Source organism: Bradyrhizobium sp. USDA 4538 (assembly GCF_024171045.1).
Lineage (GTDB): Bacteria > Pseudomonadota > Alphaproteobacteria > Rhizobiales > Xanthobacteraceae > Bradyrhizobium > Bradyrhizobium australafricanum.
This window is the reverse complement of sequence record NZ_JALJZE010000001.1, coordinates 6000277-6024377: the sequence shown is the minus strand read 5'-3', so window position 1 is coordinate 6024377 and position 24101 is coordinate 6000277. Positions and strand designations below refer to the sequence as shown.

Genomic DNA, 24101 nt, shown 5'->3' with positions numbered 1-24101 from the left:
GCCCTGCCGAGAATGATCTCCATCACCACGTGTAGCGAACGACACCCTTGCCGCCATAGGACAACGTGACGTCGGAGAACTCGCCTTCGAAGGTGAGCGCCGCCGACCAGCCGCTGGTCCAGTTCATCGCCGCGCTCGCGGTGGTGAGCACCGCGTCGCTCGCAGGCGCCGCACCGTTGACCACGAAGGACGCGCCCGGCAGCGTCTGGAATGTCGCGGCAACGCTGCGATCGGTGTTGTAGTCGTGCGCCCAGGCGAGCCGGCCGCGCAGGCTAAGAATGCCATCCTGCAACGCGATCGAGCGATCGCTGCGGAGGCCGAGTTCGCTGCGCGTGGCGGTGACGGTCTTGGCGCCATAGGCCACCGCGAACGCGCTCGATCCCGACAGCACCTGCTCGGCATAGGACGGCAGATCGTAGGTCGTGAACTGTCCGGCGGCATAGGGCGTCAGCGCCAGCGACCACGGCGTGATGAAGCGATAGCCGCCTTCGATCCGGCCCGACAGCGCATTGGCGTTGAATTGCGCGCGCAGCCGGTCGATGCCGGCGATCGTCACCGTGCGATCAGTGGTGACGTCCTGCCAGCCATAGGCCAGCGCGCCCAGCAGATAGGCCGGCCCGAATCCATGACGGATGAAGGCGCCGGCCTGGAACAGGTCGGAGCGTCCGCCGCCGAGTGCGTTGGCCACGGTGAAATTGGTGCCGCCGCCGGCGAGCGCAAAGCCGGCAATCGTGTCGGGCGAGATCCGGTAGTCGGCGCCGACGGCGACACCGAAAATGCGGCTCGTCGTCGAATTCGATCCGGCGGCAGTGCCGCCATCGGTGCTCTGCCCGCCGCCGAAGCCCGCCGCCCAGACGCTCCAGCGCTGCTCGAACGTCTGCGGCGGGGGCGGCGGCGCCTTGCGATAGATCGCGGCATAGGCATCGCGCGCGCCATTCGCTCGCGACATGCCGGTCGACGCGTAGCTCATGGTGTCATCAGCGAATTGCGACGCGCCGCTATTTGCAGGCACGCCGCCGCGCCCTTCGGTGAAAGGATCCGTCATGACGCCGAGGAACATGTTCATGGCGTCGAACGTGGTCTGCTGCGAGCCGGTGCCGAGTTCGCCCGACGCCTGCGTCAGCCCCGCCGGCGTCAGCGCGCCGAACGCGGCGGAAATGCTGCCCGTGCTGTTGAAGGCGTTGCTGATCGCATGGCCGACCGCGGCCTGATTGCCGTTGAGCTTCGAGGCTGCGGCAAAATTCAGCGCCAGATTGAGATAGACGCTGTTGGCGTCATAGCTCAGGCTGGAGATGAAGTTCGATGGCAAATTGCTGCTGACCGGCCCGGCAAAGCTGCCGCTGACACCGCCGGACGCGTTGAGGATGGTGTACTGCTTCTGGAACGTGGTGCCGGTGAAGGACGCGTTGACCATGGCGCCGCCGAGCGTCGCCGCACCAGTCACGTTGGTGCGATCGGACGCTGCGGCCGTCACTTCGACCAGATAGGTCGATGCGGCGGTGAAGGTCAGGCTGCCCTGCACCGTGAGCGTGCCGATCGAATTGCCCGGCGACAGCGTGCCGCCATTGACCAGGACATTGCCGACGCTGCCATTGCCGCCGAGCGTGCCGCCCGCATTGACGGTCACGGCATTGCCAAGCGAGCCATTGACCAGCAGCGTCGCACCGGCGCCGATGGTGGCGCCGGCCTGGTAGCTCTGCGCGTCGGTCACGGTCCAGACGCCGCCCTGCACGTTGAGCACCTCGAAATTGATCACGTTCGAGAGCGTGCCCGAGCCTGGCCCGAACAGGTTGAGCGTGTCGGTGCCGACGCCGCCATCGATCCGGCCGGTGATGGTCGAGCCGCCATAGAGATTGAGCGTGTCGTCGCCGCCTTCCATGCTGATCGCGCGGCCGGTATTGCCGATGATGGTGCCATAGTTCGACAGCACGTCGGCGCCCTCGCCGGTCTGGATCGCTGCGCCGTCGCCGCGGATGAAGCGGGTCGAGCCGGTACCGGTATAGGTCACGCCGTTCAGCGTACCGACCGAGCCGGTATCGGGCGTGCCGCTCTGCAGCAGCGTAACGCCGTTGGGATCGGGAATCGTGCCGTTGCCGATGATGGTGCCGTAGTTGACGATCCTGTCGTTGTCGACGGCAGCATTGCCGGTCTTGTTCTCGGAGCGGATCGCATAGCTGTTGTTGCCGACGATGGTGGCGCCGGCATAGTTGATCAGGTCGAGCGCCGCCGATCCGCTGCGCGAATGGTCCGGATTTGAATCGTTGTTGACGACGATGCCCGCCGCGCCACCGCTGATGGTGCCGTAGTTGCGGATGGTGCCGCCGCCGATCGCAAGGCCTTCGCTGTTGTTGAAGCGGCCGCCGTCGTCGGCGCCGGTTGCGCCGGTGCCCTGGACGATGCCGTAATTGGTCAGCGTCAGGACATTGTCGATATCGATGCCGTCGCCATCGCTGCGCGTCGAGACGCCATCGATCGCCCCGGTGATGGTGCCGTAGTTGGTGACGATGGCGTTGCCGCCGCCGACGCCCGCACCGTTGCGGCCGATGATGGTTGCGCCGGCAAAATTGTTGACCGTGATGGTGCCGGCGTCGCCCGCGGTACCGTTCTTGGCACCCGAGATCAGGCCGCCGGCATAGTTGTTGACGGTGCCGTTGTGGCGGCCCTGAAGATCGATCGCATCGGCGCTGGGCCGGCCGGTTGCGGGATCGATCGTGCCATTGGCGATGATCTGGCCGTAATTGTCGATCGTGAAGTTTTCGCCCGGACGGATCGCGTCCGCATTGGCTGCGGTGATCAGGCCGATCGCGCGGTTGGTGATGTGAACGCTCGCGGCGGTCGAGGTGAGATTGTCGAAGTCGATCGCCTGCCCGGTCGCCGATTTGATGGTGCCGGCATTGTCGACCGAGAACCTGGCCGCGGTCGTGCTGTTGCTGCCCGACGCGCCGTTGATCTGGATGGCGTCGTCCGCCGACTGGATCGTCGCGCCCGCATTGTTGACGACCGACAGCGAGATCACGTTGTTGAGATTGGTGGTGGCGCGGATCGCGCGAGACCCTGCCGTATTGGTCGCGTCGATCAGGCCGGAATTTGTGATCGTGGTGGTTCCGCCGCCGATCCGCATCACGTCGCTGCCTGATGACTTGATGGTGCCGCCGCTCTGGTTGGTGATCGCGAACACGGTGGTGTTCGACGTCGCGTTGACGAAGTCGAAGACGCGGCCGTTGCCCGTCGACTGGATGGTGCCGGCATTGTCGACGGTGACCGACCCGCTGCTCAGGCCGCCGTTGATCCGGAATGCATCGTTGGACGCCGTGAAGAGCGCGCCGGCATTGTTGATCAGCGTGAGATTGCCGCTGATGGCGCTGCTCGAGGTGTCGATGCCGCGCGACGTCGCCGAGATGGTGCCGTTGTTGGTGATGACGACGCCGGGCGACGACAGGCCGGTGATCCAGGTGATCGCGGTGCCCGTCACCGACAGGCTGCTGCCGGCGGCGACCGAGCCGGTATCATTGTTGGAGACGGTCTGCGCCGTCGTGCTGTTGGGAGGAGTGCTGAAGCTTGCGGCCAGTGCCGGACAGGAGAACCCCAACGAAGTCGCAGAAATAGCCAGCGCAAGCCGGCTTGCGCGGCTCAGAAACTCAGATTTCACGTAACGCCCCCAAGTACTTATTACCGGGGTAGAGCCCCGGTCATTGCGGGCGGCAATCTGGGTATGGTTTGTGACAGGCGCACAACAAATGACGATGCTGCCTTGCGGCGCAACGACACAGGGGCGAGAGCAACCGACGGACATCCAAGCGGGTACTGCTATCGGCGCCTGGAACCGGCGCCGCCGCTGAATATATTTGCGGCGCGTCAACGCCTTGATTCGGCGGCTATTTGAGCCGTGCATCGCAATGCGGCATTGCCGCGAATTGCGAGCCTGACAACAAGACTGCCTTTTTCGGCCTGGAACCCCTTGCTAGCTTTGACGTTAATGCGGGCAGCGTTGTGTGAACCGAGGGAGTTTCCCCAATGGATTTCGCGAGTCCTCTGCTGAGCAAGCTGAGCATTGTGGCCGCGTACATCGCGTTAGCCTTCGTCGGCGCCATTATTCTCGGCGTGTTCTAGGACATTCGACAGGCATGAGTTCAGCGCCCGGCGGCCGCCCCCGCCGGCGCTTTGCTGTTTTGCGTTCACTCCCCCACAACTACAGCTCGATGATCGCGATGAGGGGCTCGAATGCGATGCGCGTGCAGCGCTGCGCCGTGCAACGGCGGGGCGAGTCTTGCGAGTCGCCCTTCAGGTAACGGCTTGTATCTGCCCGGCGGTCGCTTCATGTGCGTCGCCGGACCCGCTATAAGAGCCGCATTGTCGAAAATGAATTGAACCTGCGGGCGACCGGCGACCAATGAAGCATTTCCTCACCGCGGCCAGGCTGTTGGCCCTCGATCTCGCCTCGACGCTTGTCTTTCTTGTTCTGTTCCTGCTGACGCACAACACCGCGCTCGCGGTCGGCCTCGGCATCGCGTTCGGCGTCGTGCAGATCGGCGTCCAGATGGTGCGCGGCAAGCGGATCGACACCATGGAATGGCTCAGCCTGTTCCTGGTCGTCGCCGCCGGCTCCGCCACGCTGCTGACCCACGACCCGCGCTTCGTGCTGTTCAAGCCGAGCGTGATCTACGCCATCGTCGGCGTCGTGATGCTGAAGCCCGGCTGGCTCAACCGCTACCTGCCCGAGATCGCACAGAAGGTCGTGCCCGATGTCGCCGTCAAGGTCGGCTATGCCTGGGCCGCCCTGATGTTCATCTCCGCCGCGGTGAACGCCGTCGTCGCGCTGACCTGCGAGATCACGACATGGGCCGTCGTGATGCCGATCTTCGGCATCGTGAGCAAGATCGTGGTGTTCCTCGGCGGCTTTGCCGCGCTCCGCCTCACCGCGAGGCGCCGCATCCGCGCCATGCCGGAGGCCCAGCGCGAGGCCGTGCTCGCGCTCGAAGGAGCACCGGCGCCCGCGGCGCCGTAACCCCCGACCGGGGTGTTGTTGACGAAACAAACGGCCCGCGCGACGAAACCATTTTGCCATGACGACGAAGAATTGCTGAAACCAAGCCTGCCTAGTGATCGGTTCGATAACGCGCTGCTTCGGCGCGATCACAAGGGGGACATGATGGCTTTCACCGCTTCCGCGCTTCGTCACGGCAAACTGCTGGCGGCAACCGCGTTCACGCTCGGTCTGCTGACCTCGGCGTCCTATGCCTACACCGACGAGCAGCAGCAGATGTGCACCAGCGACGCCATGCGGCTGTGCAGCTCGGAAATTCCCGACGTCGATCGCGTCACCGCCTGCATGATCCGTCAGCGCGCGCTGCTCAGCGACGGCTGCAAGGCGGTGTTCCACTACGTGCCGCCGGCGGTTGCGCAACCCGCGAATTATGCGCCCGCGGCCAAGCCGGCGAAACCGCTCAATATCACTCCTCACAAGCGCGGCTAAGCAAAACCCCAACAGCGACCAAGCACCGCGCTTCCGGCAACGGAGCGCGGTGCTTGATCGTTTCGGTCCGCCATGACAACAAGGCACGACCGTTCATCCGGCATTCAGCCTGACGCGGCTCAATTGCCGTCCCCACTGCCTCCCCCGGGAATCGATGGCGATGCGCCGCAGCTTTCTCTTTGCGCTTCTGCTTGGCGCCGGCGTCACGATCGGTTGGCAATCGGCCAATGCCGCGCCGGACTTGACGCGGCTTGCACAGGCGCAGCCTGCACAGGCACCCGCCCCGGCGCCGAGTGCGACGCCGGCTACGCCCGCTCCTGCAACACCCGCGCCTGCAACGCCGGCGCCGGCCGCGAGCGCGCAGCCCGCGGCGCCCGAGCCGATCGGCAATGTGGCAACACTGACAGGAACCGCGACCGTCACGCGCAACAGCACCGCGACGCCGCTGCAGATCCGCGACGACATCTTTGCCAATGACGAGGTCGCGACATCAGGGACCTCCTCGCTCGGCATCACCTTCATCGACGGCACCACCTTCAACCTGCGCGCCAATGCCAGGATCACGATCGACAATTACGTTTATGAGGACGGCGGCCAACAGAACAGCGCGCTGTTCAACGTCACCAAGGGAACGGCGGCCTTCGTCGCCGCCGCGGTCGCCAAAACCGGCGACATGAAGATCTCGACCCCGACCGCGACGCTCGGCATCCGCGGCACCACCGGTCTCGTCGAGGTGCCCGAAGGCGCCACCGCGACCAGCAGGAATGTCGGCATCAAGCTCTATCCCGACGCCGACGGACATGTCGGCCGCATCGAGGTCAACGACCGCAGCGGTGCCTCGCTCGGCGTGCTGACGCGCGGCGCCAGCGGCTTTGCGATTCGTCCGGGCACCGGCGGTGCCCGCTTCGCCGCGGTGCCGCTGACGATCTCGCCGCAACAGATCACGCGCGACCAGGGCTTTGTGCGCCAGGTCCATAGCGCGCAGACGCTGGGCCGCCAGGTCGTGACCGAGCAGCGCGACTTCCGCCGCGCCAATCCCGATTTCCGCAGGGCCAATCCGGCCGCGCCCTATCCGAACCGCGGCCAGCCCGTGCAGCCGAACCCGCAGCGGCAGAACGGCCTGCCGGGCCAGAACCGCAACACGCCGCAGCAGCCGGGTCAGCAAAACCGTCCGGGCCAGATGCAGCAGCCCGGTCAGCCGAACCGTCCCGGCCAGCAACCGGGCACGCCTGGCCGGCAAGGTTCGCAGCAGCGGCCCGGCACGCAGCAGCAAGGCGGCGCACAGCATGCGCTGCCCGGCCAACCCGGCGGCGCGACGCTGCCGCACGCGCCCGGCGTCCAGACGCCAGCCGGACAACAGCCGGCGGGACAACAGCCAACGCGCCAAGCCCCCACGCAAGAGCCCGCGCGCCAAGGCGGCACGACGCAACCCGGCGGACAACAATCGCCGGCACGTCAAGGCGGTCTGCAGCCCGGCCGCACCCAGGCACCGGGCGGCGTGCGCCAGCCAGGACCACCAGCGGCCCAGCCGGGTCAATCGGGCGCGCCGCGACAAGGCACAGCGCAGCCCGTGCCGCAGGCGCCCGGCCAGATCCGACCCGGCATCCAGCAAGCCGCACCGGGCGTACGTCCGGGCATACAACGGCCCGCGGTGCAGGCGCGGCCAGGCTTCCAGCAACGGCGCGCGCCGCCTCCGCCGCGCGGCGCGAAGCCTCCACCCAGGGACAAGCGCCAGTAACTGAGATCACAGCAATGTCGATCAAACGAGCGAATGGCGCCGGCGAGTTACGCCGGCGCCATGCACAGATCGACCAATGCCGAGCGGCAGGTCAGCCGCGCCTGGTGATCACGGCCTCCAGATATTCGCTCGGGATCACCAGCGTGCCGTCCCTGGCGATATTGAACTGGTCCATCAGGCTGAACATGTCGGCGGCGAGCAATTGCTGCTTGACCGGATCGATCGCCCCGAACGCCTTCAGCACGGGCCCGTAATAGGTGCGGAAGATCTCGAGGAAATGCTCGCGCGACCTGTAACGGAAATTGAAGTGCCTGCGCCTGGCATCGAGCGTCGCCTGCGGGCCGAACAAGGCGCCGAGATGCGCCTCGGTGCCCCACAGCGCGGGAGACTTCACGCCCGGCGCCGGCGGCACATACTTCCCGATGGTCTTGAACAGCTGGCCGATGAAACCTTCCGGCGTCCAGCTTGCGAGGCCGATCTTGCCGCCGATGCGGCAGACGCGGCGCAGTTCATTCGCCGCCTGCTGCTGGTCGGCGGTGAACATGACCCCGAAGGTCGACAGCACGACATCGAAGCTGGCATCGGCAAACGGCAGCTTCTCCGCGTCCGCTTCCTGGAACGTGATGGGCAGACGCTCCGCCGCCGCCCGCTCGCGGCCGCGCTCGAGCAACGCCGCGACGTAGTCGGTCGAGACCACGTCGGCAAAGCGCCGCGCCGCAGCCAGCGTCGCATTGCCGTTGCCGGCGGCGACGTCGAGCACCATCTGATTGCTGCGCAGGTCGACTGCCTCGCAGAGCATATCGCCGACGATCTGGAGCGTGGTGCCGACGATCGCGTAGTCGCCCGAGCTCCAGGTGGCTTGCTGGCGCGCCTTGACGGCGGCGAGATCGACAGTCGGCATTTCGGTCTGAACGTTCATGTGCATCTCCTTTGAAAATGTGGTGCGGCTCGCGGCGAGGCCGCCGGCTTCGCCGAAAGTCCGCGGGTTGCGCCAAAAAACGGCGTCGAGCAGTGCAATGACTTCAAATGTGCTGCGCGCTATGTGCGGCGGTCGAGCAGGACCGGGATGGTCGATGCGGCAACTATGCTCCAGTCCGAGCGATGCCTGCAGCCGTGGCTGCTACGCTGCGTCGAGGCGGCCTGCTGCGCCGGAGCTGCACGATGCTCCAGAACGACAGGTTCCTCCGCTCGGGTGAACACGGGCGAGGACAAACCCGCGATCACCAGCCCGAGCAGCGCGCTTCGCCCGATCGGCCGTGAGCAGCGGTTCCCGGCGCCCTTCGACTGGCCGCAGGCCTCGCGCGGCATCAGGCGACTGGCCTGCCGCTCGCGATGGGCGAGCATGCCTGCGACCGATTGATTGACGATCCGGCGGATCCGCAAAAGCAGGAAGGAAAAATGCCTTCGTACCGAACTTGAAATGGATTCCATGAATGAAATCGACATAATTGTTTCCTTGATCGAAGTGTGATGGCGCTCCGGATCAGGTTTGGTCGGGATACGCCATGCGACGCCGCGCAGGCGTCATTCGGCTGCAATGGGCGGTTGGACCGGATCACCACGCACCACCACGGTTGCCGCGACCTTGTAGAATTCCTCGCCCGGCATGCCGACGCAGCGCGCATGCTCCCGGATCGAGTCACCGTCACGCGCCTCGTATATGCAGAATGTGCCGATGCGACCATCCGCCTCGTGCACCACATAGCTGCGGATCCAGCGGACACGGTCCGGCATCTGCTCGTCGCCGACCCTTGCGGACGTTGCGCCGGCGAGTTCCAGCTCGCTCATGTTCGCCCAGGCGCTCGGACGGCGAATGACATAGAGTTCCATCGAAATCTCCTCGGTTGCAATTATTGAACGGCAGGCGCTCATGGCGAGCCATGATCAGCTATAGGCGCTGTCGATGCCGACTGTCCTTACCGCGGACTGATCATTGCCTGATCTTTGTCTGATCCTTGCCTGAACCTTTTCCGCCGAGCCCGCACTCACACACATGGCATTCTCATTTGGACTGTTCGAGCTTGATGAAGCTGGACGCGTGTTGCTGTGCGCGCGCCAAGAGGTCCCATTGCAGCCACGTGTGTTCGATCTGCTGATTTATCTGGTTCGACACCGCGACCGGGTCATCCCCAAGGAAGAACTCCTCGAAGCCGTCTGGCCGGATGTGACGGTCACAGACAACTCGCTGCAGCGGGCGGTGAGTGCGTTGCGCGCCGCGCTGCGCAACGGCGGCATGGACGGCGCGATCCGAAATCTGCCGGGCAAAGGCTATCGCTTCTTCCTCGAGTCAGAGATCCGGCAGCCGGAACGGATCGACCCCAAGCAAGTCGATGGCACCGTCGGTGCAATCGGTCTCGCCCGACGCGCAGCGGCCGGACAATTGTGGTTGCAGGCAGCGACCCTGTTCGCGAGCGCGGATGAAAGCGGCCAGCTCAACGCTGAAGATCTGCACGATTGGGCGCTCGCCCTGCAGTGCCTCGGCAGGGCCACGGCAGCGATTCCGATTCTGGTTCGCGCGGTCGGCGCCCGCAGCCAGGCCGGTGACGCCGCAGGCGCCACGGTCGACGCGATAGCACTCTCGGCCTTGCATTTCGAAAGCGGCCAGGCCGCGATCGGAAAGGGCTGGCTCGCTCGGGCGGAAGATTGGGCTTCAACGCTCGACGATCCTCCGACGACGGCCCTGGTGTTATGGATGAAGTCGAAACTGGCTGCTTTCGATGGCGAACCGGAACAGGCACTCGCGTTGGCCGATGCTGCCTACACCGCCGTCCGATACAAGGATGCGATCAATATCGAAGCGCTGAGCCTGGCCTATCGCGGCTTCTATCGGCTGTGCCTCGGCGACACACACGGAGGACTGTCCGATCAAGACCATGCCGCCGCAGTTGCCCTGTCCAGCAACAATCTGGACCCGATCATGGGCGGCAACCTCTATTGCAACATCCTCTGGGCGGCCCGGATGTTCGGAGATTGGGCACGCGCCGACCAGTGGACGCGGAGCTACCAGAACTTTTGCTCGGGCAGCGGCATGGAATTGACGGGCTCGTGCCAGCTGCACCGCTCCGAGGTGCTCGGCATCCGAGGCTCGCTCGACGAAGCGCTGGCGCGCATTCAGGACGCGCTCGCGCGCCTCACCAGCGATGCGCCCTGGTCGCTTGGCGATGCCAACCGGGTGCTGGGCGATATTCAGGCGGCGATCGGCAATGACGACGCAGCGCTCGAAGCCTATGACAGGGCTTACACGCTGGGCTGGTGCCCGGAACCGGGCCGCGCCATGCTGCTGCTCGCAAGAGGGGAAGCGGAAGCCGCCTATGCAAGCCTCGAGCGAAGCCTGATCGGCAAGACCTGGTGGACGCTGCAGCGGCGCGGAATCCTGCTCGCGCATCTGGCGCTGGTTGCCGCGCACACGCATCGGACCGTTCGAGCGAAGGCATTGATCTGCGAACTGTCGGGAAGTCCGGATCGCTGGCCGATGCCCTCGATCCGCGCACTCACCAACGAAGCACAGGCGATCCTCGCGCTTTCCCGGCAGGACCATGAAACAGCCATGCGGCATCTCCATCTCGCCCGCCAGCTGTGGTCCAGCATCGAAGGGCGGGTCCAGATCGTGCGGCTGCGGCTTCAGATCTCCAGCCTCCAGTTGGAGCATGGAGATGTTCGCGGCGCCATGGCCGAAGTTCATGCGGCACAGCTTCTGGCCCGTGACCTGGGCTCGCCCAAGCGTCTTGCCGAGTGTCTTGCCTTGCAGCGTGACATTGACGCCTGGCAGCCAACGGCACGACGTCAGATGTGCGGGTGATCACGCCGCGCGGCGCAGCCAGTCGCGCACGCGTTCGATCAGATTCTTGCGCGGCGTGGCCTGAGGTGCCGCGCCGGCCGGCACGACCTCGTGCACGAATGGCGGCGCTTGTTCAGGGACGACCGTCTCGGCGCCCCGCTCGGTCTCGGCAGCTGCATCGGGTGCGTCCGCCGGAACGTCCTGCGGCGCCATGATCAGCGGATCGGGTTTGCTTTGCACCAGCGGCGGCTGATCGATGGCCGGCGTCTCCGCCGGCGTAGCCGCATCGGCAACATCAGGCGCGTCGGCGACCTCCTGCTCGTCGATGACCTGTGGCACAGCGACTTCGCGAATCCGCCGGCGCTCTGCGGCCACGGCTCTCGCCCGCGCGCGCCGCTCGCGCTCGGCGAGCGCCGCGGCCTGCAACGCGATCGGTCCGACATTTTCCAGGAACGCGCGCTCATAGCCGCGTGACAGACGCTCGAGTGCCGCATCGAGCGGCAGCCAGTCCACCTCGCGGATGTCGCTCATCAGCGCCCGCACCGGCTTGCCGCCGGCATCCATGCGCCAGTAATGCACCACCTTGGATCGGCCGCCTGAATCATAGACCAGCGTGCCGAGGAATTCGTGCACGTCGACGTCGTGGCCGGTTTCCTCGAGCACCTCGCGTTCGGCAGCGGCGCGCGGCGTCTCGCCGTCGTCGAGCTTGCCTTTCGGCAACACCCATTCATTGCGCTTGCGCAGCCGCACTACGGCGAAGCGCTGCGGTGCGTCCCGCCGCAGCACAATGCCTCCCGCCGCCAGAACAGGCGTCCGCGCCATCTCGTGTCCATCAGGTTTGCGATTTAGGATCGTCGCACGACGATCCCGACCATTCTATGCATGATCGCGAAAAGTGGAAGCCGGTTTTCATGCTCAAACGATGAGCGCGATGGAAACAAGGCTATAAAGGCCTCCGCAGCAGCGGCTCGCCGCATTTGATCCGCGTTCCCTCCGCGACGTTGTCAGGGAATTCGAAATTGCCGGGCGCCAGCACGATGATCGTCGAGCCGTGTTCGAACCAGCCGAGTTCATCGCCCTTCTTCACATGCGCGTTACAGGAAAAATCCACCGGACCCCGCGACTGCGCGTTCAGCGTAATGTCGAGGAAATGCAGGCGGAGGCTCGCGACAAGGATCGCCGCGACCGGAACCAGCGTCAGTGCCTCGCCGGTTGGAAGCTTGGCGCGCAGCACCGCGCGCTCGTTCTTGCAGAACAGCCGCTCGATCCGCTTCAGCGCGATCGGATTGACGTTCCAGACGTCGCCATGAATGAACGTCACCTTGTCGATGGCAAGATCATAGGGCGCGTGGAAGCGGTGATACATGCTCGAGGTCAGCCGCAGTGTGACGAAGCGGCCGTTCCGGTGCTGCTCCACCAACGCGGGATCGCCGACCAGATCGAGCAGCGAATAGGGCGCGCCCTTGACCTGGAACAATTGCCCGTCCTCGATCCGCCCATGCGCGCCGATGATCGCGTCCGACGGGCTCGCGATAATGGCGGGATCGGCCGCTGCCGGACGCAGGCCGGGCTTGAGCTCGCGGGTGAAGCAGTCATGCAGGCTCCTGAACTCGGTCTTCTTGGCCTCCGACAGATCGAGGTCGGAGAACAGCTTCCAGCAGGCGATCGAGGCGTCGCGCACCAGGGGGTTCTCGACCTTGGAGAACCAGCCCATGAATCGGGTCAGCGCGGCCCGCGGAATCCGGTTGGTGAGCAGGAAATTGAGGTCTTCCTGCTGGGTGAATGCCGAGATCAGGCCCTTGACTGTCATGAATCTGTTAGGTGCTGAGGCTAGCGCTTCTGTCATGGAAACATCCCTTCCGATTCTCTCGCTGTCCGCCGCCGCGCTTGCCGGCGCCGCCGCAGCTTTCCCCAAAATTCAGGCCCGCATCGCGCTCTCGCGTGCTAAGCACCGCTCGCTGACCGGACATTCCAAGATGTCCAAGATGGTCGCGCGGATGGTCCCGCACTACGAATTCGACATCGACGATTTCTTCCGCTCCGACGGCGCGCCGAAGGACGTCGCGATGCAGCGCCAGGACGGCTTCTTCCGCCTCGCCGGCCTCTACGGGGATCGCTACCCCAAGGGCCGCGCGCTGACCGCCGAGGTCACGGAGCGCATCTCCGACCTGCAGTTCACCGAAACCTACCGCGTGCCGTTCCAGTACAGCCGCCTGGTGCGCGAGCATCTCGGCACCTCGGCCTTCGTCGAGGCCTCCAGCGGCGTCACCGTCACCGACGTCGACGGCAATGTCTTCTACGACCTGACCGGCTCCTACGGCGTCAACATCTTCGGCAACGACTTCTACAAGGAGTGCATCGCCGAAGGTGAGAAGCGCGCCCACGCGCTCGGCCCCGTGCTGGGCCCCTATCACCCGGTCATTGCCGACAACGTCAAGCGGCTCTGCGAGCTGTCCGGCCTCGACGAGGTCTCGTTCCATATGTCCGGCACCGAGGCCGTGATGCAGGCGGTGCGGCTCGCGCGCTACCACACCAAGCGGAAGCGCCTCGTGCGCTTCGCCGGCGCCTATCACGGCTGGTGGGGCGACGTGCAGCCCGGCGTCGGCAACCCGGTGTCGCCGCACGAGACCTTCACGCTCGCCGACATGTCGGAGAAGACACTGCACGTGCTGCGGACGCGCAGCGACATCGCCTGTGTGCTGGTCAACCCGCTGCAGGCGCTGCATCCCAATTCCAACGCGCCCGGCGATTCCGCGCTGGTCGACTCCTCGCGTTCCTCCAAATACGACCGCGCCGCCTACACCGAATGGCTGAAGAAGCTGCGCGAGGTGTGCACCGAACGCGGCATCGTCCTGATCTTCGACGAGGTGTTCGTCGGCTTCCGCCTCGCCGCCGGCGGCGCCCAGGAATATTTCGGCGTCAAGGCCGACATGGCGACCTACGGCAAGAGCCTGGCCGGCGGGCTTCCGGTCGGCATGGTGTGCGGCCGCAAGGATTTGATGCGGCGCTTCCGCGACGACCGCCCGGCCGACATCTGCTTCGCCCGCGGTACCTTCAACTCGCATCCCTATGTGATGACGGCGATGGACGAGTTCCTGAGCCGGCTCGCCAGCCCGAACTTCCGCTCGATCTACAACGGGCTGGACGAGACCTGGAACGGCCGTGCCAAGGCGCTCAACGACCGCCTCGCCGCGCAAGGCCTTCCAGTTCGGGTCGGCAACATCTCGTCGATCTGGACCGTCTATTACACCGAGCCGTCCCGCTACAACTGGATGCTGCAATACTATCTGCGGGCCGAGGGACTGGCGCTGAGCTGGGTCGGCACCGGCCGTCTGATCTTCACCCTGAACTACACCGACGCCGACTTCGCCGAGGTCAGCGACCGCTTCGTTGCGGCAGCCGAGAAGATGAAGCGCGACGGCTGGTGGTGGCACAAGGCCGGCCTTACCAACAAGAACATCAAGCGGCAGATCCTGAAGGAGATGGTCGCCGTGAGGTTCGGCCGCTGAGCACACCGTCATTCCGGGGCGATGCACAGCATCGAACCCGGAATCTCGAGATTCCGGGTTCGCTCGCTGGCGCGATCGCCCCGGAATGACGGCGTTTGGGTCGTCACCGTGAAGTTCAGGCGCTGAGGCAACGCGCGGCCCGCCTACTCCCTCGCCCCGCTCTTGCGGGGAGAGGGCTGGGGTGAGGGGCTGCATCCACAAAATCGGTGACAGACGGACTCGTGGTGAGCCCCCCTCACCCGGATCGCTGACGCGATCCGACCTCTCCCCGCAAGCGGGGCGAGGTGACGTGTGCGCGCGGTCGAAGGCGCTCAAGTGATGATCCGCCGTAATCCTAAGACGTAGATGCCCGGGACAAGCCCGGGCATGACGCAGTTTGAAGACGCTGGGAGCAACGATCAGGCGTGCTTGACGTGCTTCTCGAGACCCGGATCGATCAGTTCGCCCTTCATCAGGAACAGCGGCGCCTTGTGATAGAGCTTCAGATCGTTGAACGGGTCGGTGACGATCTTGGTCATCCAGACGAGGCCGGTTTCGACGTCGCGGATGAAGAACAAATGGATGGTGCGGAACAGCAGGCCGCCGACGCCGACCACGAGCCAGATCTTGGCCACCTGGCGGGTGAAGTCGCCCATCGTGACCCAGGGCTTGAACAGGCCGAACAGCGTCGGATCGAAGTACAGCACCATCGGCGACAGCGCCCAGATCGCCATCAGCACGACCTTGCGCTGCAGATTGTAGCCGACCTTGATGTCTTCCTTGTGCTCGTGGGTCGCCTGGTTGACGTGGTCGTAGCCCTTCGGCTCGAAGAAGAAGTGACCGGCCTGGCGCGAGGTCATCGAGACCAGCCAGCCGACCAGCGCCGACACGACCGGATCGAAAAACAGCATCACATAGGCGAACAGGAAGCTCAGCGCGCTGACGAAGTGCAGGCTCTGGTTGATCCGGCTGTGATGGTAGAAGCGATGGTCATCCCAACGCTGGGTACGCAGCTCTTGCAGGAAATTCTTGATCATTGGTTCCCCCAACATCTTTCGGGACAGGATTTACAGGGATTCGATGTATCGCGTGTGACATCATCATAATGACATATGACAATGCGGAGCGACGCCTTGACGCAACCGGAGCAGGGTCTCGCCTCATCCCGACAAAATCTGCGGGGATCAGGCGAAGGAGATCGTAGCCTCCCGGCTTGGGGGGGCGCTGTGCGCTACCTCACCCGGGAGGAGCGGCGGGCTGGGCCGCCTGGCCGGGCCGTCTCAGGCGGCTTTGGCGACATCCGCCTTGCGGAAGCGGACCAGCGAGAAGTGGCCGAGCGGCGGAATCAGGCGGCGCTCAGCGAGTTCCATGCCGCGCGCGCCCGCGAGCCATTTGGTGTAGCGCGACCAGGCGAATTCGGCGGTCCGGAACCCGAGCGGGCGCACCACCGGCTGCAGCTTCTGCTCGATGAAGCGGCGCACGCCGGCATCGGCGCTGACGCGGGTCAGGATGATCAGTTCACCGCCCGGACGCACCACGCGGGCGAACTCGTCGAGCGCGGCTTCCGGGTTCGGCACCGCCGACAGCACATACTGCGCCATCACCACGTCGAACGAATTGTCGGGGAATTCGAGCTTCTCGGCGTCCATCACCGCGAGGCCCTCGACATTCTTCAGGCCCCGCTCCGCGACCCGCTTCTTGGCCTTCTCCAGCATCGCTTCCGAGATGTCGGTGCCGAAGATGCGGACGTTCTGGCTGTAGAGCGGCAGCGAGATGCCGGTGCCGACGCCGACCTCGAGCACCCGGCCGCCGATCTTGTTGGTGGCCTGGATCGCGGCCTGCCGGCCCTTGCTGAACACACCGCCAAACACGAGGTCGTAGATCGGCGCCCAGCGGTCATAGGCCTGCTCGACCGTCTCGCGGTCGAAGTCCATGGAACGGTCGGCACCCAGCTTGATGATTTCAGCCATAGATCGTCTCTCGTCTCTCGTTCGATTGAGCTGCTAATTCGGAACCGCGCTGCGGCCGGCAACGCGGCGGGCGGGCCGCGGCGCGCGGCTCGGCTGCAGCGTGGCCAGATTGCCGATGAACTGACGCGCACTGTTTTCCCAGGAACGCTCCAACGCAAAATTGCGGCAATCCGCGCGCGACATCGTCAGCGCGCGCAGGCAGGCGCTGCGCAGGTCATTGTCGATCGCGCCGATCGGATGGTGGGCGATGACGTCCTTCGGGCCGGTGACCGGGAATGCCGCGACCGGCGTGCCGCAGGCCAGCGCCTCGAGCTGTACGACGCCGAAGGTGTCGGTCAGGCTCGGGAACACGAAGACGTCGGCGGCAGCGAGGTGCGAGGTCAAATCCTGCCCCTTCTTCTCGCCAAGGAAAATCGCGTCGGGATATTTCTGTTCCAATGCCGCCCTTTGCGGGCCGTCGCCGACCACGACCTTGGAGCCCGGCAGGTCCAGTGACAGGAAGGCGTCGAGGTTCTTCTCCACCGCGACGCGGCCCATGGTCATGAAGATCGGCCGCGGCAGATCGAGCACCGCCGGCTGGTCCGGATTGAAGATCCTGGTGTCGACGCCGCGGGTCCAGAAGCCGAGCCTGCGGAAGCCGCGCTCGGCGAGCTCGCTGCGCAGCGAGTCGGTCGCGACCATCGTCATCGACCCGGCGGCGTGGAAGTGGCGCAGCACCGCATAGCCGACGCTGTCGGGAATGCCGGTACGAACCGAAACATATTCCGGGAAGCGCGTTGTATAGGATGTGGTGAAGGCGAGCTTGTTGCGCTGGCAATAGCCGCGCACCGCCCAGCCGATCGGCCCTTCGGTCGCGATGTGGATCGCCTCGGGCGCGGCCTCCTCGATCCGGCGCGCGATCTCGCGGCGGTTCGGCAGCGCCACGCGCAGGCCCGGATAGGTCGGCACGCCGACCGAGCGGAAACCGTCGGGAGTGAGGAATTCGATCTCGGCGCCGAGCCCGGCTGCGCTGCGCGCAAGCGACGTCAGCGTCCGGACCACGCCGTTGACTTGCGGATGCCAGGCATCGGTCGCAACGAGTATGCGCATTGCAGGAGATCCAAATCGTTAATCTTGATTCTGCTCGCACGACGTTCTGACATGGATGTTTCAAACGTATGACGTCATCGAAATGTTAGTTTGTTTTTCACGGCAAACGGCCGGTTTTTCGTGTAACGTGACAGCCAGATGTCAGAGCAGAGTGAAAATCCCGGCACCAAGCGCCGCAGGCTCAGGAGACGAAACTCGTCGCTGCTGATCCTTGCGGCCGGCATGCTTGTGTTCGGCCTCGCCGCCGGCGCGCTGTATTACGCGCTGCGTCCGGTGACGCTCGCGATCGCGGTCGGCCCGACCGGCAGCGAGGACGTCAAGCTGATCCAGGGCTTCACCCAGGTCTTTACGCACGACGGCAGCTCGGTGCGGCTGAAGCCGGTCACGACGCAGGGCTCCGCCGAGAGCATCGCGCTGTTCACGGCGAACAAGGTCGACCTCGCGGTGGTGCGCGGCGACCTCGATCTGCCCGCGAGCGCCGAGTCGGTTGCGATCCTGCGCAAGAATGTCGTCGTGCTGTGGGCGCCCTCGGGCGCCAAAGGCAAGCGGCGGTCCGCGAAGATCAAGAGCATCGACGATCTCGCCGGCCACAAGGTCGGCGTGGTCGGCAGCACCCAGGCCAATGTCACGCTGCTGCGCGTGATCCTGACCGAATCCGGCGTCAACCCCGACAAGGTCGCGGTCAGCCAGTTCGCCGTCAACAAGATCGCCGACCTCGCGCGCGATCCCTCGCTCGATGCCTACATGACCGTCGGCCCGCTCGACAGCAAGATAACGGCGGAAGCGATTACGGCGACGGCGGCCGCGCGCGGCGAGCCGGTCTTCCTCCCGGTCGATGTCTCGGAAGCGATCGCACAGAAGCATCCGCGCTATGAGTCCGAGGAGATCGCCGGCAGCATCTTCTCGTCGTCGCCGGCGCGGCCCGAGGACAAGGTCGAGACCGTCAGCGTCAATCACCTCATCATCGCGCAACATGCGCTGAGCGAGGCGACCGTCGGCGCGCTCGACCGGCAGCTGTTCACGCTGCGCCTCCAGGTCGCGCGCGATCTGCCGGCGGCGGCAAAGATCGAGAAGCCCGACACCGACAAGGACGCCGCGCTGCCGGCACATCAGGGCGCGGCCGCCTATATCGACGGCACCGAGCGCACCTTCCTCGAAAAATACTCCGACTACATCTGGGGCGGCATCCTGCTGCTCTCCGGCCTCGGCTCGGCCGGCGCCTGGCTGCGCCACTACGTGAAGCGCGACGAGCGCGAGCACTACATCACCCATCGCGACAATCTGCTGACCCTGATCTCGCAGGTGCGCGGCGCCGAGACGCCGGAACAGCTCGCCGCCATGCAGGGCGACGCGGATGCCCTGTTGCGCGAGGCGCTCGACTGCTACGACGACGGCGCGATCGAGGAAGGCGATCTCTCGGTGATCGGGCTGACGCTCGAGCAATTCCATCACGCCGTCTCCGACCGCCGCGCCGTGATCAACGGCGACAAGCCGGGCCTGCCGCGGATGCGCGCCGGCTAGGCCGCGTGCACGCCGAATTGCACCGAGAGCAATGTGCACCGAGAGCAATGTGCACCGAGAGCAATGTTTGGATTGCGCATGCAGGCGCGCGTGGCCATGTTGAGTACTGACCACAACGCTTCGCACGACACCATGATCACGTCCATCGTCGCTGACCTGCCCGGGCCTTTCGTGCTCGCGGTTGCCTTCGCCGGCGTCTTCCTGATCGCCTTCATGAAGGGCGCGTTCGGCGGCGGCTTTGCCATCGTCGGCATCCCGCTGCTGTCGCTGGCGATGGACCCGATCGCGGCGGGCGCGCTGCTGGCACCGTTGTTCGTCGTCATGGACGTCACCGCGCTGCGGTTCTGGCGCCCGAGCACGTGGTCGCGCATCGACCTCGCGATGCTGCTGCCGGCGCTCGTCGTCGGCATCGGCCTCGGCTATTTCGTGCTGCGCGATCTCGACCGGCATGCCGTCGAGATCGTGATGGGCGTGGTGACGCTGGTGTTCGCCGCGCTGTGGTTTCTCGGCGGCGGCGAGATCAAGCCGCGTCCGCGCTCGACGTTCAAGGCGACGTTCGCCGGCCTGTCCTCCGGCGTCACCACGATGGTGGCCCATTCGGGCGGGCCGCCGCTTGCGATCTATCTGCTGCCGCTCGGCATGCCGAAGGCGCTCTACGCCGGCACCACCAGCCTGTTCTTCACGGTCGGCAACCTCTTGAAGGCCGGCCCGTGGCTCGTGCTCGCCACGCCGCGCGTAGCCTGTGGATGCTGATGGCGCTTTGCGTGCCGGCGGTGCCGGTCGGCGTCTGGGCCGGATGGCGACTACACGAACGTCTCGACCAGCGCGCGCTGTACCGCGCCTGCTACGCCATTCTGGTCATCACCGCGGCCAAGCTGCTGTGGGACGGATCGGCCGGATATCTCAGCTCCTGAACAGCGAAAGTGCTGGCTCCTCGTCAGGAGGATTGCCTGCTGCGGACGGCGCTCGCGGCAACGGCAAGAGGCGCAATGTCCTGGCGCGGCGCGGCCGCGTCGTCCGGCGCAAGGCGCTCGCGCGCCACGAAGGAGAAGCGGCTGCGCAGCTTCAGGATCGGCTTCTCGATCCAGTGCCAGGAGAACGCGGCGAACAGCGTGATCAGCAGCAGCGCAATCGCGAACTGAACGATCACGGGCGCGTGCGGCAGCCATACCCGCACCACCTGCTGCACCGGAAAGCCGTAGAGATAGATGCCGTAGGAATAGTCGCCGCGCGAAATCAGCGGCAGCCGCGGCAGCTTCGAAACGCCGAGATAGGCGGTGATATAGACCAGCGCCGGGGCGATCAGCAGATTGAGCACCGGCTGGCTCATCCAGTCCGCCGGACCGAGCAGCGCGGCGCCCGCGCAGAGCGCGCAGCACGCGGCGAGAAGCCATCCGTTGTAGGGAATGCGGTCACGATAGAGATAGATCGCGATGCCGAGCATGAACGCGACCGGCAGCTTCGCGCCGCGTCCGAGGAACGGCGCCGTGCTGAAGATCCTGTCATGCAGCGTACCGGCGACCCCGGCGGGCAGTTGCGAGGGTTGCGCGCCATGCCCGGTGAGTACGAGCGCAAGGCCGATGCCGACCAGCACGAGCGCACCGAGCACGATGAGCGGCGGCTTGCGCAACAGGCCGAACAGGATGAACACCGTCATCAGCGCGTAGCAGCCATATTCGAACGGCACCGTCCACAGCGAGCTGTTGACCTCCGGCGCGGGATTGCCGCTGAACACGCCGGGCAGGACGTAGTTCACGAGGCCGATGATGTTGGTGAAGTATTTGTAGGTGCCGAAATTGGTGAAGTAGTCGTGCAGCGGCAGCGCGGTGAAGATCGGCCCGAGGATCAGTGCCGACAGCACGATCTCGACCGCAAGCGCCGGAATGATCCGCATGCCGCGATTGGTGAGAAATTCCTTCAGGGAGAGCCGCAGGCCGCTCGCCGCGATCAGAAAGCCGCTCAGCGCGAAGAACATCACGAGGATGGCGTAGTGCGGAAACCAGGCGATCCACGCCTGCTCGCCGTCGCCACTGCCGCCCGCGACATAGGGCGCGTGGGCGGCGACGACGGAAATCGCAAGTGCAATGCGGAGGAAATCGAACCCCGGGCCAAAGCCCTTCTGCCGATCCAGCATGCTGCCGATCGTGTGCCCCAGCATCATTTCCACTCCATTCCGAAACAATGCGCTGGGACAGCAAGCGCCGTGCCAGGAAGACTGTCTTGCGGCGGGACACCCCCTTCCCGGCAACCCGGCCTTAACCGTGCGACGAAACACGCACGAAACAATTCCCTAACGGCACGAAACCATTTTGGCGATTTCGTGCAAACGTCCTGAAACGCCTCACCTGTACTGCTTTGACCCAACGACGCGCCGGAACTGGCGCGCAGGGCGCAAACAACAGGGGTCGACAATGTTCAATTCCATCAAGCTGAACTCACGTCTCGCTGCCGCCGCCTTCGGTGCGCTGGCGATTGGCACCGTCGCTTTCGCAGATTCCGCCGCGGCCGCTCCGCTGCCGATGTTCCCCTTCATCCTGACGCCGCCGACCGAGGCCGTGCAGCCGCCGGTGCAGTCGATGCCGCAGGCGCAGGAGGAAGACCGTTCGGTCGAGTTGCCCGCCCGCCTGCGCCGCCAGATCGTCGCCTATCCGACGCGCGAGGCGCCCGGCACCATCATCATCGACACCCCGCACACCTATCTCTATCTCGTGCTCGGCAACGGCCAGGCGATGCGCTACGGCATCGGCATCGGCCGCGACGGCTTCACCTGGTCGGGCACCCAGACCATCACCAAGAAGGCGGAGTGGCCGGATTGGACGCCGCCGCCGGAAATGATCGCCCGCCAGCCCTATCTGCCGCGCCACATGGCCGGCGGCCCCGGCAATCCACTCGGCGCCCGCGCCATGTATCTCGGCGGCACCATCTACCGCATCCACGGCACCAACGCGCCGGAGACGATCGGCACCCGCGTGTCCTCCGGTTGTCTGCGCCTGACAAATGCAGATGTCTCCGACCTCTATTCGCGGGTCAGCGTCGGCACCAAGGTGATCGTGCTGCCGATGACCGACCGCCGCGCCGATCTCGGCTCGGCCGTCCGCTAACTCCCGCCCTTCCAAGGCGTCCTTGATAAAGGCGTCCTCGACCACGGCTCCGGCACCTCGTGCCGGGGCCGTTGTCGCGTTCATCAACCTTAACGCCTTCCGCCCCTGAAGCAGCTTGATCCCGCCACACTGGCGCCCTCGTCGGGGGGCCTGTACAAGCCGTCAAGTTGATTTTCATCCGGGGGAATGATGCGTCTACCGATGCATCCAAGGACGATAGCGCTCGGGACCGCGGTGGTGCTGGTCTCGTTCGTGATCAGCCTCAAGGCAATGGACTGGCTCGCGCCGAGCGTCACCGTGCAGAAGCCGAAGCTCGCAGAGCTGCCGCCGCTGCCGCAGGCGCCGCGTTCCTCGACGATCGTGGCGCAGGTCTCGGTCGCGCTGTCGGCGATCCGCGACGCCGCCGAACGCGGCGCGCCGAAGACGTTCGGCGGCAAGGCCGACAACCCGGTCCAGCAAATCCTGCAAAATGCCGACATCGGCTGGACCGCATCGCGCGGGCCGATCGCGGCCACCGGCGCGCAGGACGTGCTGACGCTGACCACCCCGATCAACGGCACGCTCAAGGTCACCGGCGCGTTGTCCGCCAAGGCAACCGGCGCGGTCAACGACGCGCTCGGCAGCCTGCTCGGCGGCAATGTCGCCAAGCAGATCGGCGCCGTGAACATCAAGAACATCAACGCCAACGCCGAGATCAAGGGCAACGTCACCCTCACCGCGCGCCCGAAGCTCGGCGCATCCTGGCGGATCGAGCCGAACCTTCAGGCACAGGTCAATCTCGGCGACACCAGCCTGTCGACGGCCGGCGTCCGCATCAGCGTGCCGGCCCAGGTCAAGCCTGTCATCGACAAGGCGGTCGCCGACCAGATTTCTGTGGTCGAGGCCCGATTGCACAACGACCCGGTGTTCCAGAACAACGCCCGCACGCAATGGGCCAAGGCCTGCCGCTCGATCCCGCTGCAAGGCACCGGCGGCACCACCTCGATGCCGCCGATGTGGCTCGAGCTGCGACCGACCCGCGCGATCGCCGCGCAGCCGAAGGTCGATGTGTCCTCGCTGATCCTGACGATGGGGATCGAGGCCGAAACGCGGATCACGGAGGCGCAGACCACCCCGAACTGCCCGTTCCCCGAAAAACTCTCGATCGTGCCGCCGATGCCGAGCCAGGTCGCGATCGGCCTGCCTGTCGACCTGTCCTTCACCACGCTGAGCCAGCTGGTCGAGGCGCAGCTCAAGGGCAAGACCTTCCCCGAGGACGGCTCCGGTCCGGTCGACGTGACGGTCAAGAGCGCGAGCATCGCCGCCTCCGGCGACCGGCTTCTTATCTCGCTCCTGGTGCACGCCAAGGAGAAGGCCAGCTGGTTCGGGCTGGGCGCCGAGGCGACCGTGCACATCTGGGGCCGGCCGCGGCTCGACCAGCCGTCGCAGACGCTGCGGCTGACCGACGTCGAGCTGGCGGTGGAATCCGAGGCCGCGTTCGGCCTGCTCGGCGCCGCCGCACGCGCGGCGATCCCGCACATGCAGCAGACCCTCAACGACCGGCTGGTGGTCGACCTGAAGCCATTCGCGACCAACGCGCAGCGCAAGGTCGCCGCCGCCATCGCCGACCTGCAGAAGAACGAGGAAGGCATTCGCGTCGACGCCGAGGTCAACAGCATCCGGCTTGCCGGGATCGACTTCGATTCCAAGACGTTGCGGGTGATCGTGGAAACCGACGGCACCATCAAGGCCGCCGTCACCGCGTTACCGGCGCTGTAGGACACTGCCCGAGCGGATTGCTCTCTTACCTCGCCCCGCTTGCGGGGAGAGGTCGGATTGCGAAGCAATCCGGGTGAGGGGGTACAGGTCTCACGACAATCGCCACCCGTGGATAAGGCCCCTCACCCCAACCCTCTCCCCGCGAAGAGCGGGGAGAGGGGGAACACTTGCCGCGCGCATGCTCA

The 24101-nt window shown here is 65.6% G+C and carries 18 protein-coding genes and 1 pseudogene; 9 read left to right on the top strand and 10 right to left on the bottom strand.

Translation table 11 applies throughout. The features are described 5' to 3' along the window. Window positions 1-22: 22 nt before the first annotated feature. A complete protein-coding gene (locus J2R78_RS45035; RefSeq protein ID WP_253607532.1) occupies window positions 23-3649 on the bottom strand; it encodes an autotransporter domain-containing protein in 3627 nt (1208 codons plus the stop codon). A 741-nt stretch (window positions 3650-4390) separates the two neighbouring features. On the opposite strand from J2R78_RS45035, the gene J2R78_RS27275 reads away from it, so the two are divergent. From J2R78_RS27275 to J2R78_RS27265, 3 genes are all read left to right on the top strand, one after another. After that, window positions 4391-5005: an inner membrane-spanning protein YciB gene (locus tag J2R78_RS27275; protein ID WP_253607531.1), complete on the top strand. Its 615-nt coding sequence runs from the start codon at window positions 4391-4393 to the stop codon at window positions 5003-5005. 144 nt (window positions 5006-5149) lie between these two features. Beyond that, window positions 5150-5473, top strand: a complete 324-nt coding sequence (locus J2R78_RS27270; protein ID WP_375167065.1) for a hypothetical protein — start codon at window positions 5150-5152, stop codon at window positions 5471-5473. Window positions 5474-5633: 160 nt separating this feature from the next. Then, a complete protein-coding gene (locus J2R78_RS27265) occupies window positions 5634-7211 on the top strand; it encodes a FecR domain-containing protein (protein WP_375167064.1) in 1578 nt (525 codons plus the stop codon). 91 nt (window positions 7212-7302) lie between these two features. On the opposite strand, the gene J2R78_RS27260 is transcribed toward J2R78_RS27265, so the two are convergent. From J2R78_RS27260 to J2R78_RS27250, 3 genes are all read right to left on the bottom strand, one after another. Next, window positions 7303-8130 (bottom strand): class I SAM-dependent methyltransferase, encoded by an 828-nt coding sequence (locus J2R78_RS27260; protein ID WP_253607528.1) that lies wholly within the window; start codon window positions 8128-8130, stop codon window positions 7303-7305. A gap of 119 nt (window positions 8131-8249) precedes the next feature. Beyond that, a complete protein-coding gene (locus tag J2R78_RS27255; RefSeq protein WP_253607527.1) occupies window positions 8250-8657 on the bottom strand; it encodes a hypothetical protein in 408 nt (135 codons plus the stop codon). Window positions 8658-8735: 78 nt separating this feature from the next. Next, a complete protein-coding gene (locus J2R78_RS27250; protein WP_057014965.1) occupies window positions 8736-9041 on the bottom strand; it encodes a nickel-binding protein in 306 nt (101 codons plus the stop codon). A 163-nt stretch (window positions 9042-9204) separates the two neighbouring features. On the opposite strand from J2R78_RS27250, the gene J2R78_RS27245 reads away from it, so the two are divergent. Further along, window positions 9205-11010: a winged helix-turn-helix domain-containing protein gene (locus J2R78_RS27245; RefSeq protein ID WP_253607526.1), complete on the top strand. Its 1806-nt coding sequence runs from the start codon at window positions 9205-9207 to the stop codon at window positions 11008-11010. Here J2R78_RS27245 and J2R78_RS27240 read toward each other — a convergent pair whose 3' ends face one another. Next, window positions 11011-11811 carry an NUDIX hydrolase gene (locus J2R78_RS27240; protein WP_253607525.1) on the bottom strand — a complete coding sequence of 267 codons (801 nt, stop codon included), beginning with the start codon at window positions 11809-11811 and terminating at the stop codon, window positions 11011-11013. A gap of 121 nt (window positions 11812-11932) precedes the next feature. Next, a complete protein-coding gene (asd, locus tag J2R78_RS27235) occupies window positions 11933-12799 on the bottom strand; it encodes an archaetidylserine decarboxylase (RefSeq protein ID WP_253607524.1) in 867 nt (288 codons plus the stop codon). A gap of 34 nt (window positions 12800-12833) precedes the next feature. Between asd and J2R78_RS27230 the strand changes: the two genes are divergently transcribed. After that, window positions 12834-14498, top strand: a complete 1665-nt coding sequence (locus J2R78_RS27230) for an aminotransferase class III-fold pyridoxal phosphate-dependent enzyme (RefSeq protein ID WP_253607523.1) — start codon at window positions 12834-12836, stop codon at window positions 14496-14498. A gap of 398 nt (window positions 14499-14896) precedes the next feature. Here J2R78_RS27230 and J2R78_RS27225 read toward each other — a convergent pair whose 3' ends face one another. The 3 genes from J2R78_RS27225 to J2R78_RS27215 all read right to left on the bottom strand — a co-directional run bounded on the left by J2R78_RS27225 (window position 14897) and on the right by J2R78_RS27215 (window position 17536). Then, window positions 14897-15514 carry a hypothetical protein gene (locus J2R78_RS27225; RefSeq protein WP_253607522.1) on the bottom strand — a complete coding sequence of 206 codons (618 nt, stop codon included), beginning with the start codon at window positions 15512-15514 and terminating at the stop codon, window positions 14897-14899. A 243-nt stretch (window positions 15515-15757) separates the two neighbouring features. Next, complete coding sequence (locus tag J2R78_RS27220; protein ID WP_028332588.1) at window positions 15758-16447, bottom strand: methyltransferase domain-containing protein; 690 nt, start codon at window positions 16445-16447, stop codon at window positions 15758-15760. Between the two features lie 33 nt (window positions 16448-16480). Then, window positions 16481-17536, bottom strand: a complete 1056-nt coding sequence (locus tag J2R78_RS27215) for a glycosyltransferase family 1 protein (protein ID WP_253607521.1) — start codon at window positions 17534-17536, stop codon at window positions 16481-16483. Window positions 17537-17674: 138 nt separating this feature from the next. Here J2R78_RS27215 and J2R78_RS27210 point away from each other — a divergent pair, with 138 nt between their 5' ends. Further along, on the top strand, window positions 17675-19057 hold the full coding sequence (locus J2R78_RS27210) for a TAXI family TRAP transporter solute-binding subunit (protein WP_253607520.1): 1383 nt from the start codon (window positions 17675-17677) through the stop codon (window positions 19055-19057). 132 nt (window positions 19058-19189) lie between these two features. Beyond that, a pseudogene (locus J2R78_RS27205) lies at window positions 19190-19971 on the top strand (sulfite exporter TauE/SafE family protein). Window positions 19972-19994: 23 nt separating this feature from the next. Here J2R78_RS27205 and J2R78_RS27200 read toward each other — a convergent pair. After that, window positions 19995-21215 (bottom strand): acyltransferase, encoded by a 1221-nt coding sequence (locus J2R78_RS27200; protein WP_253636025.1) that lies wholly within the window; start codon window positions 21213-21215, stop codon window positions 19995-19997. A 253-nt stretch (window positions 21216-21468) separates the two neighbouring features. On the opposite strand from J2R78_RS27200, the gene J2R78_RS27195 reads away from it, so the two are divergent. Together J2R78_RS27195 and J2R78_RS27190 are read left to right on the top strand one after the other, a co-directional pair. Continuing rightward, on the top strand, window positions 21469-22158 hold the full coding sequence (locus J2R78_RS27195; protein ID WP_253607518.1) for a L,D-transpeptidase: 690 nt from the start codon (window positions 21469-21471) through the stop codon (window positions 22156-22158). A 189-nt stretch (window positions 22159-22347) separates the two neighbouring features. Beyond that, on the top strand, window positions 22348-23916 hold the full coding sequence (locus J2R78_RS27190) for a DUF4403 family protein (RefSeq protein ID WP_253609922.1): 1569 nt from the start codon (window positions 22348-22350) through the stop codon (window positions 23914-23916). The last annotated feature ends 185 nt before the right edge of the window (window positions 23917-24101 follow it).